The sequence below is a fragment of the Streptomyces sp. ICN903 genome, assembly GCF_022015835.1.
In the GTDB taxonomy this organism is placed as follows: Bacteria; Actinomycetota; Actinomycetes; order Streptomycetales; family Streptomycetaceae; genus Streptomyces; species Streptomyces fenghuangensis.
In genome coordinates this window covers 1-13,809 of record NZ_JAKMAY010000152.1, presented here as the reverse complement: position 1 = coordinate 13,809, position 13,809 = coordinate 1, and the positions used below count along the sequence as shown (strand labels likewise).

Here is a 13,809-nt window from a genome sequence, read left to right as displayed (position 1 = left end):
GGCCGTGGCCGAGGGGGAGACCGAGGGGGAGGCGGAGCCGTCGGGTCCGGTGTCGGCCGACTCCCCGCCCTTGCCGTCGGTGGGCACCACCGCGGTCGGAACGCCGCCGCGATCGCCGAACCGGGCCTCGTCGAAGGGGTCGTCCCCCCGTGTGAACAACCCGGCCACGAGCACGCCGGAACCCACCACGGCCACCGCGGTACCGCCCACGGCCAGCGCCATGCCGCGCCCGATGCGGCGGCGCGGGGCGGCCCGGCCACCGGTCACCAGCGGCAGGGGCGCGGTGTCGCCGTCCGCCTGCCGGGCCCCCTCGGGGAACATCGCCAGGTCGGCCGGGTCCGGCCCTTGGTCCGGCTGCGTCACCGGCCGCGGCAGCACCTCGACCCCGGCGCACCGGCAGCTCGCCCGGCCGGAATCGTCCGCGGGCCTGTGGCATATGGGGCAGACGGGCGTATCCGCCACTGAGGGCTCCCCTCCATCGGAAAGTGCCACAGAGGTTACTGGACACCCTCCGCTCCCTTCGTACCCGCCGGTCACTCCCGTTCGCCCGGGTTTCGCGGGCTTTCCCGGCCCGCCGCCGACGGCCCCGGTCCCGGACGAAGCGCCCGGGACCGGGGCCGGGGCTCAGCCCTCGGCCCCGGGCTTCGGAGCCGCCTGCTGGACGACCTCGAAGGTCCAGACGGTGGAGTCGGACGCCGCCGGGCCCCGGCCGCCGCCGCCCGTGCGGCCTCCTCCGCCGCCCTGGTGCGCCGCCTTCATCGGGCCCGACATCCACGCCTGGAACGCGGCCTCGTCGCGCCACCGGGTGTAGACGAGGTAGCGGTCGGTCCCCTCCACGGGGCGGAGGAGCTCGAACCACTCGAAACCGTCGGAGGACTCCACCGCCCCGGCCCGGGAGGCGAACCGCCGCTCGAGCTCCTCCCGCTGTTCGGAGGGGACGGTCAGAACGTTGATCTTCACGATGCTCATGCCCCCATCGTGCCCCCCGCCCCGGTCCGCGGGAGCGGCGGCACGGCGGCCGGTCCGGCTTGTGGTGCTGTGCGGCGAACGTCCCGGGGAGCGGGCGGGGTGCGGTGCGGGCATACGGCGGCGGCCCGGCCCCGGTCGGGGCCGGGCCGCCGGGTGCGGTCGCCGGTTCGCGGTCCTCGGATCAGAGCCGCAGGAGCCGGTCGGCGGCGTCGCGGTACTCCCGCAGCGCCCTGCGCAGGTCCTCCGTGCGCTCCGCGGAGTCCTCGCCGTGCCAGGGCTCGCGCAGCCTGCGGTGGCGTTCGGTGAGCAGCTCGGTGATGCGGCGGGAGATCTCCTCGAACACGGCGTCCGCCTCCTCGACCGAGCGCCGGGGCCCGTCGACGAAACCCGTCACCGCCTCGTGCAGCCGCCTGCCGAACCGCTCGCGCTCCTGCGGGGTCAGCAGGCCGGTGCCGGCGTCCCCGCCCTCCGGGCGGTGCCCGTCCGCGTCACCGTGCGCCGCCGAGCCCGCAGCGGTTCCCGCCGTCGCCCCGGTGGCCGTCCCGGTGCTCTCCCCGAGCGGAACCCGCGGGGAGGAGGCGGACGGCGTCCGCCCGTCCGCCCGGCCCGCGGACCCGTTCGGCTCCACCGCCGCCACCGGCTCCGTCCGGTCGGCCGGGGGCGCGTCGTCCGTCCACTCGGGCCGGCCGGCGCGGTCGGCCAACGGGGCCCGGCGCTCCGAGGGGATGCGTCCGTTCGTGCTCATGCCCTGCCTCCGGAGGTGTCGTGGCGGCGGACCGCTCCGGGCAGGTGCAGCCGCTCGGAGAGGCGGCCGTGGCCCCGCGATCCGGAACCGCCGGCGTGCGCGTGGTCGTGGCCGTGCTCGCGGTCGTGGGCGCGGTCGTGCTCGTGCCGCCCCCCGCCGCCGCGAGAGTCGTGGGCGGACTGCTCCATCAGGTCCTCGTACAGGGCGCGGGCGTGCACCAGCGCCTCGCGCAGCCGCTCGGTGTCGGCCTGGCCCTCGCGGGCCAGCACGGCCACGGCGTGCACCTCGCGGTAGCCCTGGACGCGCCTGGGGTGGTGCACGGAGAGCGCGGAGACCTGCTCGTCGTACCCGTCACCGGGGAAGCCGCGCGCCTCGGCCAGCCGGCTCAGCAGCCGGTCGGCGGAGACGACCGCCTCCACCGGCGCGTCGACGAACCGCTCCTGCACGGCGGCCCACTGGGCCGCGTACTCCTCGCGCTCCTGCGGGGTCAGCGGCTTCGCCCGCAGCTCGCCGTGGCGCTGGAGCCGTTCGCGCAGCTCCCGTTCGGCGGCCTTGGTGTCGCCGTTGTGCTGGGCGACGGTCCGCTCGTACTCCGGGCCGAACCGCCGCTTGACGGAGTGCGGCCCGCCGCCGCGCCTGGCGAGGAACAGGGCGATCGCGAGGACGACGACCGCCGCCACGATCAATGTGATGATCAAACCTGTGGACATGGCTCGCCTTCCACGAGTGTCCCCTTGCTCGGGCTGTCAACTCTCCGCGTTGCCGCCCTCGCTCCGCGCAAACGGAGCCCCGGTGAAGGACGCCGGCGCGTCGAACGCCGCCCGCCGTGTGGCGCGGCGCAGGGCCCGCAGCACCGTGCCGCCCACGGTGAGGGTGAGCACCACGGTCAGCAGGGCGCGCGGCAGGTCCCAGCCGAGGGAGGTGGCCAGGACGTAGGCGGCGAACTTGGCCAGCTTCACCTCCAGCGGATCCCCGGGGACATGGGAGATCCCGCCGGCCAGTCCGCTGATGAACGGCCAGCCCTGGAGGTTCATCACCACGCCGTACAGCACCGAGGCGACGGCCCCGTACGCGGCGAGCAGCGCCAGCTCCCGCCGCCCGCGCAGACTGTGGGGGCCGGGCAGCAGGCCCGCGCCCATCGCCACCCAGCCCATCGACAGCATCTGGAACGGCAGCCACGGCCCGACCCCGCCGGTCAGCAGCGCCGAGGCGAACATCGACACCGCGCCCAGGACGAAGCCGAAGCCCGGCCCCAGCACCCGGCCGGAGAGCACCATCAGGAAGAACATCGGCTCCAGGCCCGCCGTGCCCGCCCCCAGCGGGCGCAGCGCGGCCCCCGCGGCGGCCAGCACGCCGAGCATCGCGACGGCCTTGGCGTCCAGCCCGGTGTCGGCCACGGCCGCCACCGCCACGGCCAGCAGCAGCGGCAGCAGCGCGGCGAACAGCCAGGGGGCGTCCCCGGAGTGGGCCAGTCCGGAGGCGGAGTCGGCCAGCAGCGGCCAGCCGAAGGCCGCCACGCCGATGGCCGAGACGATGCCCAGGGCCGCGGCGGAGCGCGGCCCGATCCGTACGGCGCGCACCTGGCGGTCGGACTGCCCGGCCTGCTCGCTCCGTCCGGCGCCCGGGGAGTCGGACGTGCCCGGGGAGTCGGACGTGCCGGGGGAGCCGGACGTGCCGGGGGTGTCCGGGGCGCCGGTCACACGCCCACCCCCGCTTCCCCCAGTGCCGTCCGCACCTGGCCGACGGTGAGCCAGCGCCGGGGGGCGAGGATCTTCGCGGTCTGCGGGGCGAAGGCGGGGGAGGAGGTGACGACCTCGGCGCTCGGGCCGTCCGCGACGACCTCGCCGTCGGCCAGGATCACCACCCGGCGGGCGAGTTCGGCGGCGAGCTCCACGTCGTGGGTGGCCAGGACGACCGCGTGGCCGTCGTCGGCCAGTGCGCGCAGCACGCCCGTCAGCCGTTCCTTGGCCGCGTAGTCCAGGCCGCGCGTCGGCTCGTCCAGGAGCAGCAGGGGAGGGGCGGCGGTGAGGACGACGGCGAGCGCCAGAGCCAGGCGCTGGCCCTCGGACAGGTCGCGCGGATGGGTGCCGTCGTGGACGTCCGGCAGCAGGGTGGAGACCAGGGCGCGGCAGGTGCCGGGCTCGGCGCCCGCGTCGCGGTCCGCGCCGGCGCACTCGGCGGCGACGGTGTCCGCGTACAGCAGGTCGCGCGGGTCCTGCGGTACCAGGCCGACGCGGCGCAGCAGTTCGGAGGGCCGGGTGCGGTGCGGCACGGCGCCGGACGCGCCGCCCAGGCGCACCGTGCCGCGCGCGGGCTCGTACATGCCGACCAGGGTGTTCAGCAGGGTGGACTTGCCCGCGCCGTTGCGGCCCATCAGGGCGATCGTCTCGCCCGGCCGCACCGCCAGGTCCACCTTCTCCAGGGCGGTGACCCGGCCGCGGCGCACGGACAGTGAGGACACCTCGGCCAGCGGCTCGCCGCCGCCCGAACCGCCCGACGGACCGGACCCGCCCGACGGACCGGACCCGCCGGACCCGGCGCGCTCGGCGGGCGGCTCCAGCGCGTCCAGCCGCTCCCGCAGCCCGGCCGCCCTGCGGCGCGCGTCCCGCACCGACAGCGGCAGCGGGGACCAGCCGGCCAGCCGCCCCAGGGCGACGACGGGCGGGCGGACCGGCGAGAGCGCCATCACCTCGGCGGGCTCGCCCAGCACCGGCGCGGCGCCGGGCGCGGGCAGCAGCAGCACCTGGTCCGCGTACTGCACCACACGCTCCAGGCGGTGCTCGGCCATCAGCACGGTGGTGCCCAGGTCGTGCACCAGCCGCTGGAGGACGGCCAGCACCTCCTCGGCGGCGGCCGGGTCGAGCGCGGAGGTCGGCTCGTCCAGCACCAGCACCTTGGGGTGGGTGGTCAGCACCGAGCCGATGGCGACGCGCTGCATCTGCCCGCCGGACAGGGAGGCGACGGGGCGGTCGCGCAGATCGGCCAGGCCCAGCAGGTCCAGGGTCTCCTCGACGCGGCGGCGCATGGTGTCCGGCGGCAGGCCCAGGCACTCCATGCCGTAGGCGAGTTCGTCCTCGACGGTGTCGGTGACGAAGTGCGCGAGGGGGTCCTGGCCCACGGTGCCGACGACGTCGGCCAGTTCGCGCGGCCGGTGCTCGCGGGTGTCGCGGCCGTCCACGGTCACCCGGCCGTGCAGGGTGCCGCCGGTGAAGTGCGGCACCAGCCCGGAGACGGTGCCCAGCAGCGTGGACTTGCCCACACCGGACGGACCGACGACGAGCACCAGCTCGCCCTCGGGCACGGTGAGGTCCACCCCGTGCACGGCGGGGGCGGCGCCGTCCCCGTAGGTGACGGAGACCTGGTCGAAGCGGATCATGCGCGGGTCGTCTCCTTCGCCGGCGGGGTCTGCCCGGTGCGGGAGACGGACCCGGCGTCGGTTTCGGTTCGGAGGGCGGGTACGGGGGCGACGAAGGCCGGGAGCAGCCCGGCCAGTACGGCCGCGGCGGGCCACAGCGGCAGCTCGGGCGCGGTCAGCGGCACCGGGGGAGGGGCGAGGGCGTCCGGCAGGCGGGCGGCGGCCCAGGCCACGGCCGCGCCGACCGCCGCGCCGGAGGCCGACACCAGCCAGGCGCGCGCCCCCCAGCGGTCGGGCCGGTAGCGGCTGCGCACCGCGCGGCGCCCGCCCAGCCACAGCCCGCCGAGCGCGGCGGCCAGCCCGAGCAGCAGCACCGGCAGTCCGAAGGCCGCGCCCTGGGCCGCCAGCAGCCCGTAGGTGCCGGCGCACACGCCCAGCAGCCCGCCCAGGGTGAGGGCGGCGGTGGTGCGGCGCACGGCGGGCGGCACCCGTGCGGTGCGGCCGTAGCCGCGCGCGTCCATGGAGGCGGCCAGCGCCACCGAGCGCTCCAGCGCGCCCTCCAGGACCGGCAGCCCGATCCGCAGCACGGCCCTGATCCCCTTGTCGTCGCGGCCGCGCAGCCGGCGGGCGGCCCGCAGCCGGCGGACGTCGGCGATCAGATGGGGGGCGAACGTCATCGCCACGACCACGGCCATCCCCGCCTCGTACAGCGCGGCCGGCAGGGACTTGAGCAGCCGGGCGGGGCTGGCCAGGGCGTTGGCCGCGCCGACGCACACCAGCATGGTGGCCAGCTTCAGCCCGTCGCGCAGCGCGAACACCAGCCCCTCGGCCGTGACCCGGCCGCCGATGCGCACGCCCCGCGCCCAGTCGGGCAGCGGCACCTCGGGGAGGGTGAACAGCACGGTGGTGCCGGGGATCGGGGAACCGAGGAAGACGGCGAAGAACAGCCGGATCACCAGCACCGCCAGGGCGATCTTGAGGAAGGCGCCGTAACCACGGGCCCAGGGCGCGTCGGTGCGGCGGACCGCGACGACGTACGCCGTGACGGCGATGATCAGGGCCAGCAGCAGCGGGTTGGTGGTGCGGGAGGCGGCCGTGGCCAGTCCCAGCGCCCACAGCCACCACGCGCCCGCGTGCAGCGCGTTGGAACGCGTCGCACGCGGGGCGCGCAGGGCCGCCAGGGACTGCCGGGGGGTCATGACCGGCGCCGGCGGGCCTGCCAGACGGCCGCTGCGGCGAGTACGGCGACGACGGCGCCGCCCCCGACCAGCCCGGCGGAGGGGCCGCCGCCGTCCCCCGGGGCGGTGTCCTCGGGGGCGGCCGAGCCCTCGGACCCTTCGGAGCCCTCGGAGTCGCCGGAGGCGCCGTCCGTCCGCGCCGCGGAGTCGGAGACCTGCTCACCGCAGCCGGTGCGCGGATAGCCGGCGATGGCACACAGCAGCGAGTCGGAGTTGTACCGCAGCGGCTTCAGCACGGCGGCCAGCGCCTCGGCGGCGGTCCCGTCCTCGGGCACGTGCGCGCACTCGGTGCGGCCCCGGGGCGGCTTCTCGCCCCCGGGCGCGTCGGCCCGGGTGCCGAAGTCGACGCTCAGCGCGATCCGCTTGCTCCCCTCCCCGGCCTCGGTGCCGCCGCAGATCTCCTCGAAGTCACCGGCGCCGCGGGGCTTGTCGGCCTCGGCGGAGTCCTCGCTGACGGCGAACCGGAAGCCCAGTACGTCGCCGTCCTCGGGCCGCAGCGTGCCCGGCCCCTGCGTGGCGTACGTCCACTGGCCGCTGTTGCGTTCCCAGAAGGACCAGTAGCGGTAGCCGGCGGCGTGCGCGGGGGCGGCGCCCACCGCCGACAGCACGGCGGTGAACACGCCCGCGAGCACGGCCGTGAACACACCGGTGAGCACGGTGCGCGGCGTGGTCACCGGTTCCGCCTCCTGCGCATGCTGATCAGGAAGCCGGCGCCCGCTCCCGCGACCAGGCCCGCGCCGACGAGGGACCACATCACCGGCGAGCCGTCACCGTCCTGCGAGGCCTCCTGCCGGCCGCCGTCCTCGCCGCCCTTGCCGGAGGGGACGTGCACCGGGGCCGGGCCGGTGGCGTTCAGCCGCTCGACCAGGTTCACCCCGCCGAAGTCGGCCGGGTCGCCGCCCGCGGCGCGGGCGGCCAGTACGAGCTGGCCCAGGGCGGCCGGGCCGGTGGTGGCCTTGTCCCAGGAGCCGAGGTTCTTCTCCAGCCAGGTCAGGGACTTCGCGGCGGCGTCGCGGTGGCCGCCGGCGGCCAGGGCGATCACGGCGTCGGCGGTGTTGCCGTGGTCCGGCTGCTCCTCGGCGCCGGGCATGGCGGACTTCAGGTGCCCGCCGCCCTCCTCGAGCACCCGCGTCAGATACGCGGCGCCGGCCTCGGCGGCCTCGGCCGGGGTGCGCTCCGCGCCGCCCTCGCCGTCCTCGCCGCACTCCAGGGCCTTCGCGGCGCCGCGGTCCTCGCCGCCGCCGTCCTCACCACCCGGCCCGGTGGCCAGGCCCTCGCCGCGGGCGGCCAGCACTGCGGCGGCCGTGGCGTCGTCGTTCGCGGCGAGGCGGCCCTTCTCGTCGGGCTGGTAGGCGAAGGCGCCGCGCTCGTCCTTGTCGGCGTCGCAGCCGAGCTGGAAGCCGAGGAGGGAGTTGTAGGGGGACTTCCCGCCCTTCGCCGAAAGCGCCTTCGCCGGGTCCTCGCCCGCGGCGTCCAGGGCGCCGATCACGACGGAGACGGAGTTGGCGTCGCTGGGGCTGCCGGGGTTGAAGCCCCAGCCGCCGTCGTCGTTCTGGACCAGCCGCAGCCACTTCACGGCCCGCTCGACCCGCTCGCCGTGGCCGCCGAGGGCGGCCAGCGCCTGGACGGCGGCGGCCGTGGCGTTGACGTCGGCCACCGTCTTCGCGGTGCACGCCTCGGTGGGGTCGGGACGGTAGGAGGCGAAGGAGCCGTCCTCGCACTGCTGGCCGGCCAGCCACGCCACGGCCTTGGACGCGGGCTTCACCCCGACCGCGTCCTGGGCGAGCAGGGCCGTCGACTGGCGCCACACGCCGTCGTACTGCGGGTCGTCCTTCCCGTACAGCCCGGAGGGCAGGTCCCGCTGCGCCGGGGCCTGCGCGGACGGCGACTCGTCGGCGGCGGCGACGGGGGCCGCGACCGCGCAGAGCACGGTGGATGCGGCCAGGGCCGCGGCGGTGCGGCGCAGGGACATGGGCGGGTGCCTTTCTCGCGGCGCAGCCGTGCACGGACGGCCGGCCGCGCTCACCGCACGGGGCACACCGGGCTCGGCTCCGCATTCCTCGACGGTGCCGGTCCGGGGCCGCGCACCGCCGTGCGGCGGTGCGCGGCCCCGGGAGCCTCGTGTGCCCGGGCGGGTGCTCCGGCTGTACGGCGGACGGGCCGGTGTCCGCCCGCTCACGGTTGCGGGTCAGCGCCGGATTCGCACCGGCTTCCCCCACTCGGGCACAGGACGTTTCGCGGTTCACTCTAACGGGCGTGGTTGGGGCCGGACCGCAGGTGGGAGCGGGATCACACCGGTGATCCGGCCCATGACGCGCCAATAGGTGTTCCGACGCGGTTCCCCCGTCCGTTCCGCAGCCCTTTCCAGTGGTTCACACCAAAGAATTCCCATGGTTCCCGGTGCATTTCGTTGACGCGCGTAGCGCGGATCCGCCACTCTCTGCTGGGGCGCGAATGCCCCCGGCGCGGGGACGGTCGCGCCGGGGGCCGTCCGCGCAGGCGGTGACAGCCGTCCGGGTGACCGGATGCTGCTTTTCGGGGCTTTTCAGGGATTTTCCCGAGCCCTGCGCGGAATTCCTGTCGGTTGGTGGGCGGAATCGCTGGGGGAATCCGGGAAATTATTGACGTGTACATGTCTTTCAGGGTAGGAGTTCCTTCCGACCACCGGCGTGAGCGAGCAGCAGATGCTCACCCCCCACGCACATGCTGACCGGGAGGAAGAATGTTCCGACGCCTCACCGCCTGGAGACGGGCGGGCACCCCCGTACTCGCCACCGCGGCCGCCGCGGCGCTGATCGCCACGGGCCAGCCCGCGAGTGCCGCGCCCGCCGACCCGGACCCGCGCGCCCCGGTGAACCGGGCCTTCGAGCGGGCGGCCGACGAGTTCCAGGTCCCGCGCGACCTGCTGGTCGCGGTGGGCTACGGGGAGACCCACCTCGACGGCCATGGCGGCGAACCCAGCCACGCCGGCGGCTACGGCGTGATGCACCTGGTCAGCAACCCCGAACGCCGCACCCTGGAGAAGGCCGCCGAGCTGACCGGCGAGCCGGCCGCCGACCTCAGGAAGGACACCGCCGCCAACATCCTCGGCGGCGCGGCCGTCCTGCGCTCCTACGCCGACGAGCTGGGCCTGGACGCCGCCGACCGCCGCGACGCGGACGCCTGGTACCCGGTGGTGGCCCGCTACGGCGGCGCGGACGACGACCGCACCGCCCGGCTGTACGCCGACACCGTCTACGACTTCCTGGAGGACGGCTTCAGCGCCCTGACCCCGGCCGGCGAGCGGGTCACCGTACGGCCCAGGGAGACCGAGCCGGAACTCGGCCGCTACGCGAAGGTCCGGCCGCTGGGCGCGTCGTCCGAGGCGGGAGCGCTGAGCACCGACTACCCGCCCGCGCGGTGGGTGGCGGCGCACTCCGGCAACTACACCTCGGGCCGCTCGTCGTCGATCACCCATGTGGTCGTCCACGTCACCCAGGGCTCCTACGCCGGCTCGATCAGCTGGTTCCAGAACCCCAGCTCCAACGTCAGCGCCCACTACGTGATCCGCTCCTCGGACGGCGAGGTCACGCAGATGGTCCGCGACCGCGACACCGCCTGGCACGCCAAGTCCGGCAACCCGTACTCCATCGGCCTGGAGCACGAGGGCTACGTGGACAACCCCTCCTGGTTCACCGACGCCATGTACCGCTCCTCGGCCGCCCTGACCCGCCACCTGTGCGACCGCTACGGCATCCCCAAGGACCGGTCGCACATCGTGGGCCACGTCGAGGTGCCGGGCAACGACCACACCGACCCCGGCCCCAACTGGAACTGGACCTACTACATGCAGCTGGTCCGCGACGGCGACGCCACCGCCCCCGTCCAGCTGAACTTCACCTCCTACAGCACCCTGCGCAGCGGCTCGACCGGAGCCCAGGTGAAGGCCGCCCAGCAGCTGCTGAACGACAGCGGTTTCGACGCCGGCACGGTGGACGGCGTCTTCGGCTCCGGCACCGGGAGCGCGGTGCGGGCCTTCCAGAGCAGCCGCTCCCTGACCGCCGACGGCGTCGTGGGCGCCCGCACCTGGACCGCCCTGCTGTCGGCCGGCACCAGGCCCGTGCTGAAGCGGGGGAGTTCGGGAGCGGACGTGGAGCGGCTGCAGCGCTCCCTGACCGCGGCGCTCGGCCGCACCGTGGGCATCGACGGAGCCTTCGGCCCGAACACCGAGACCGCCGTGCGCGACTACCAGAGCAGCCGCGGCCTGGCCGTGGACGGCATCGTCGGCAGCGGCACCTGGGGCGCGCTCCAGGCCGGTCGCTAGGGCCGCGCCGGCCGGGTCCGCCCGGGAACCGCCGCCGGACCTGGCACGTCACACCGGTCCGCACCGCCGCCCGGCGGTGCGGACCGGCGCTTCTCCACGGGCCCGCGGCGCCCTTCCCCGCCGCGGAGACTACTCATGAGTTCCTCACGGCCGACTCGTGACAGCTGTGACTGTCGCGCCCCTTCGGCGCCGTGGAATCGTCTTCCCCAGACGCCGCCGGTGACCGAGAAGGCCGAAGGGGGAACGATGAGCAAGGGCTACGCCGTCTTCTGCGACGCGGACCGCCACTTCTACGACGCCCCCCACCGCCTCTCCGACGAGACCGGACGGGCCGGCACCTACGAGGCCGCCCGCCGCCCGGCCCCCGAAGGCTGGCAGCGCCACCGCTCCGGGGACTGGCTGGCCCTGCGCCCGCTGGACGCCGAACTCCCCGCCCAGGGCTGGAAGATCCACGTCTCGGCCTGCCTGGACAACGCCGAGCGGATCCTGGAGAAGGTCTGGGACTACTGCGTGTCCCGGGGTGTGGCCTTCAAGTTCATGCCCAGCCGCTACCTGCTGCACAACCGCAACGCCAAGTACGCAGACCGCGGCGCCAGCGGCAAGTTCGTCACCGTCTACCCGGCCGGCGACGAGCAGTGCCGCACCATCGCCGAGGACCTCGACGCGCTGCTGACCGGCGAGAGCGGCCCGTACATCCTCAGCGACCTGCGCTGGGGGAACGGCCCGGTGTACGTGCGCTGGGGCAGCTTCACCGAGCGGCACTGCTACGAGGACGGCGAGCTGCGTCCCGCCGTCGAGGACGCCGAGGGCCGCCTGGTGCCCGACCGCAGGGACCCGGCCTTCCACGTCCCCGACTGGATCACCCTCCCCGACTTCCTGCGGCCCCACCTGGAGGCCCGCGGCGCGGCGAAGGTCGCCGACATCCCCTACAGCATCGAGAAGGCACTGCACTTCTCCAACGGCGGGGGCGTGTACGTCGGCACCGACACCCGCACCGGCGAGAAGGTCGTCCTCAAGGAGGGCCGCCCCCACGCCGGCCTCGCAGCCGACGGCGCCGACGCCGTGACCCGCCTGCGCCGCGAGAAGGAGGCGCTGGAGAGGCTGTCGGGCCTGCCGCAGACCCCCGAGGTGCGCGACTGGTTCCAGCTCGGCGACCACTGGTTCCTGGTGCTGGAGTACGTCGACGGCAGGCCGCTCAACAGCTTCTTCGCCCTGCGCCACCCCCTGATCGAGGCGGACCCCGGCCCGGACGCGATCGCCGGGTACACCGAGTGGGCCCTGCGCATCCACCGGCTGGTGGAGGAGGCCGTCGAGGCCGTCCACGCCCGCGGCGTCGTCTTCAACGACCTGCACCTGTTCAACATCATGGTCTCCGAGGACGAGCGGTCGGTGACACTGCTGGACTTCGAGGCCGCCGCCCACATCGACGAGGGCCGCCGCCAGGTCATCGCCAACCCCGGCTTCGTCGCCCCCGCCGACCGCAGGGGGTTCGACGTCGACCGCTACGCCCTGGCCTGCCTGCGCATCGCGCTCTTCCTGCCGCAGACCAGCCTGCTGGCGATCGACCGGGGCAAGGCGGCGCACCTGGCCGAGCTGGTGGCCGAGGAGTTCCCCGTACCGCGCGAGTTCCTCGACGAGGCCGTGGCGGAGATCCTCCGCGGCTGGGAGCCCCCGGAGCCGGACGGCGACGGGCGCGGGCCGGGCGGCACGGCCCAGGAGGGGACGGCGGGTGCCGCGACGGGCGCGTCCGGGCGGGACTACCTGCCCGTCCACCCCGCTGACTGGCCGCGCAGCCGCGACTCGATGGCGCGGGCGGTACTCGCCTCGGCCACCCCCGAACGCGAGGACCGCTTCTTCCCCGGCGACATAGCCCAGTTCGCCGCCGGCGGCAGCCTCTCCTTCGCCAACGGCGCGGCCGGAGTGCTCCACGCCCTGGCCGTCACCGGTGCCGAGAGGTGCCCGGACGCCGAGGACTGGCTGCTGCGCAGGACCAAGGAGCTCCCCTCCGGCACCCCGCTGGGCTTCTACGACGGACTGTCCGGCATCGCCTGGACCCTGGAGCGCTTCGGCCACACCGACCGGGCCCTGGAACTGGCCGGGACGGTCGTGGAGCAGCCCTGGGACGACCTGGCCCCCGACCTGCACGGCGGACTGTCCGGAATCGGACTGGCACTGGACTGCCTGGCCGCCTCCACCGGCGAGAGCGCCCTGCGCGACGCCGCGCTGCGCTGCGCTCGCCTCGTCGCCGACAAGGGCGGACGCGAGCCCGGCCGAGGCCCCCGGGCCGGGCTGCTGTACGGCTCGGCCGGCCAGGCCCTGCTCTTCCTGCGGCTTTACGAGCGCACCGGCGAGCCCGGACTGCTCGACCTCGCCGCCGACGCCCTGCGGCGCGACCTCGACCACTGCGTGATCAGCGCCGGCGGCGCCCTCCAGGTGGACGAGGGCTGGCGCACCATGCCCTACCTGGGCGAGGGCAGCGTCGGCATCGGGATGGTGCTGGACGACTACGCCGCCCACCGCGACGACGAGCGGTTCGAGCGGGCGCGGCACGACATCGTCAAGGCCGCCCGCTCCAGGTTCTACGCCCAGCCCGCCCTGTTCCGGGGCACGGCCGGGATGATCCTGCACCTGAGCCGCACCACCGTCGGCGAACCCGGCGCCCACGAGGCCGACCTGCGCCGCCAGATCGCCTCGCTGACCCGGGCCGCCGTCCCTTACCAGGGCCTGCTGGCCTTCCCCGGCGAACAGATGATGCGCCTGTCGATGGATCTCGCCACCGGCACGGCCGGCTGTCTGCTCGCCCTGGGCAGCGCGCTGCACGACACCTCCGTGCACCTGCCCTTCCTCCCGCCGCCCCCGAGGCGGCCCCAGAGCCGGTCTCTCGTCAGGGAGGCCGTACCGGAAAATCCCGTCCCCACGGAAACGAAAGGAACAGAGAAATGACGCTTCTCGACCTGCAGACCCTGGAGACCTCCGAGGACAAGGGCACCGTCGCCGGCGGCGGCTCCGAGGCCAGCCTGCTGCTGTGCGGTGACAGCTCCCTGAGCGTCACCACCTGCCGCTGACCCCGGTGCCGCGGGGTCTGACCCCGCGGAGGTGAAACGGTCGACGCGGTCCCGGGCGGTCACAGCGCCCGGGACCGCATCGCCGTGTTCCAGGTCTACCCCGGCCGCCCCGCGCGTACCCCCGCCGCACCGCC

Annotated in this window: 11 protein-coding genes, 1 pseudogene and 1 riboswitch; of the genes and pseudogenes, 3 read left to right on the top strand and 9 right to left on the bottom strand. The window is 75.5% G+C overall.

Going from position 1 to position 13,809, the window contains the following annotated elements:
• From L7D48_RS16705 to L7D48_RS16665, 9 genes and pseudogenes are all read right to left on the bottom strand, one after another.
• Nucleotides 1-363, bottom strand: a pseudogene (locus L7D48_RS16705) (hypothetical protein); the annotation flags it as partial.
• Between the two features lie 261 nt (nt 364-624).
• On the bottom strand, nt 625-969 hold the full coding sequence (locus tag L7D48_RS16700; RefSeq protein WP_237880241.1) for an antibiotic biosynthesis monooxygenase: 345 nt from the start codon (nt 967-969) through the stop codon (nt 625-627).
• Between the two features lie 181 nt (nt 970-1,150).
• The gene (locus L7D48_RS16695) at nt 1,151-1,714 is read right to left on the bottom strand and encodes a hypothetical protein (RefSeq protein ID WP_237880240.1); all 564 of its coding nucleotides are present in this window, start codon (nt 1,712-1,714) and stop codon (nt 1,151-1,153) included.
• Nucleotides 1,711-2,424, bottom strand: coding sequence for a hypothetical protein (locus L7D48_RS16690; protein ID WP_237880239.1), 714 nt, complete (start codon nt 2,422-2,424; stop codon nt 1,711-1,713). The genes L7D48_RS16695 and L7D48_RS16690 overlap by 4 nt, the downstream gene beginning before the upstream one ends.
• A 36-nt stretch (nt 2,425-2,460) precedes the next feature.
• Nucleotides 2,461-3,294, bottom strand: a complete 834-nt coding sequence (locus tag L7D48_RS16685; protein WP_237880243.1) for an ECF transporter S component — start codon at nt 3,292-3,294, stop codon at nt 2,461-2,463.
• Nucleotides 3,295-3,410: 116 nt separating this feature from the next.
• Nucleotides 3,411-5,090 carry an ABC transporter ATP-binding protein gene (locus tag L7D48_RS16680; protein WP_237880238.1) on the bottom strand — a complete coding sequence of 560 codons (1,680 nt, stop codon included), beginning with the start codon at nt 5,088-5,090 and terminating at the stop codon, nt 3,411-3,413.
• Nucleotides 5,087-6,268, bottom strand: a complete 1,182-nt coding sequence (locus tag L7D48_RS16675; RefSeq protein ID WP_237880237.1) for an energy-coupling factor transporter transmembrane component T — start codon at nt 6,266-6,268, stop codon at nt 5,087-5,089. The genes L7D48_RS16680 and L7D48_RS16675 overlap by 4 nt, the downstream gene beginning before the upstream one ends.
• Nucleotides 6,265-6,981 (bottom strand): SCO2322 family protein, encoded by a 717-nt coding sequence (locus tag L7D48_RS16670; protein ID WP_374492503.1) that lies wholly within the window; start codon nt 6,979-6,981, stop codon nt 6,265-6,267. The genes L7D48_RS16675 and L7D48_RS16670 overlap by 4 nt, the downstream gene beginning before the upstream one ends.
• A complete protein-coding gene (locus L7D48_RS16665; protein ID WP_237880236.1) occupies nt 6,978-8,279 on the bottom strand; it encodes a prenyltransferase/squalene oxidase repeat-containing protein in 1,302 nt (433 codons plus the stop codon). The genes L7D48_RS16670 and L7D48_RS16665 overlap by 4 nt, the downstream gene beginning before the upstream one ends.
• A 161-nt stretch (nt 8,280-8,440) precedes the next feature.
• Nucleotides 8,441-8,523, bottom strand: a riboswitch (cobalamin riboswitch).
• Between the two features lie 506 nt (nt 8,524-9,029).
• Here L7D48_RS16665 and L7D48_RS16660 point away from each other — a divergent pair.
• The 3 genes from L7D48_RS16660 (at nt 9,030) to L7D48_RS16650 (ending at nt 13,675) form a co-directional block, all read left to right on the top strand.
• A complete protein-coding gene (locus tag L7D48_RS16660; RefSeq protein WP_237880235.1) occupies nt 9,030-10,610 on the top strand; it encodes a peptidoglycan-binding protein in 1,581 nt (526 codons plus the stop codon).
• 246 nt (nt 10,611-10,856) lie between these two features.
• A complete protein-coding gene (lanKC, locus tag L7D48_RS16655; RefSeq protein WP_237880234.1) occupies nt 10,857-13,553 on the top strand; it encodes a class III lanthionine synthetase LanKC in 2,697 nt (898 codons plus the stop codon).
• Nucleotides 13,550-13,675, top strand: a complete 126-nt coding sequence (locus L7D48_RS16650) for a SapB/AmfS family lanthipeptide (protein ID WP_093654844.1) — start codon at nt 13,550-13,552, stop codon at nt 13,673-13,675. Before lanKC ends, L7D48_RS16650 begins: the two co-directional genes overlap by 4 nt.
• Nucleotides 13,676-13,809 lie beyond the last annotated feature (134 nt).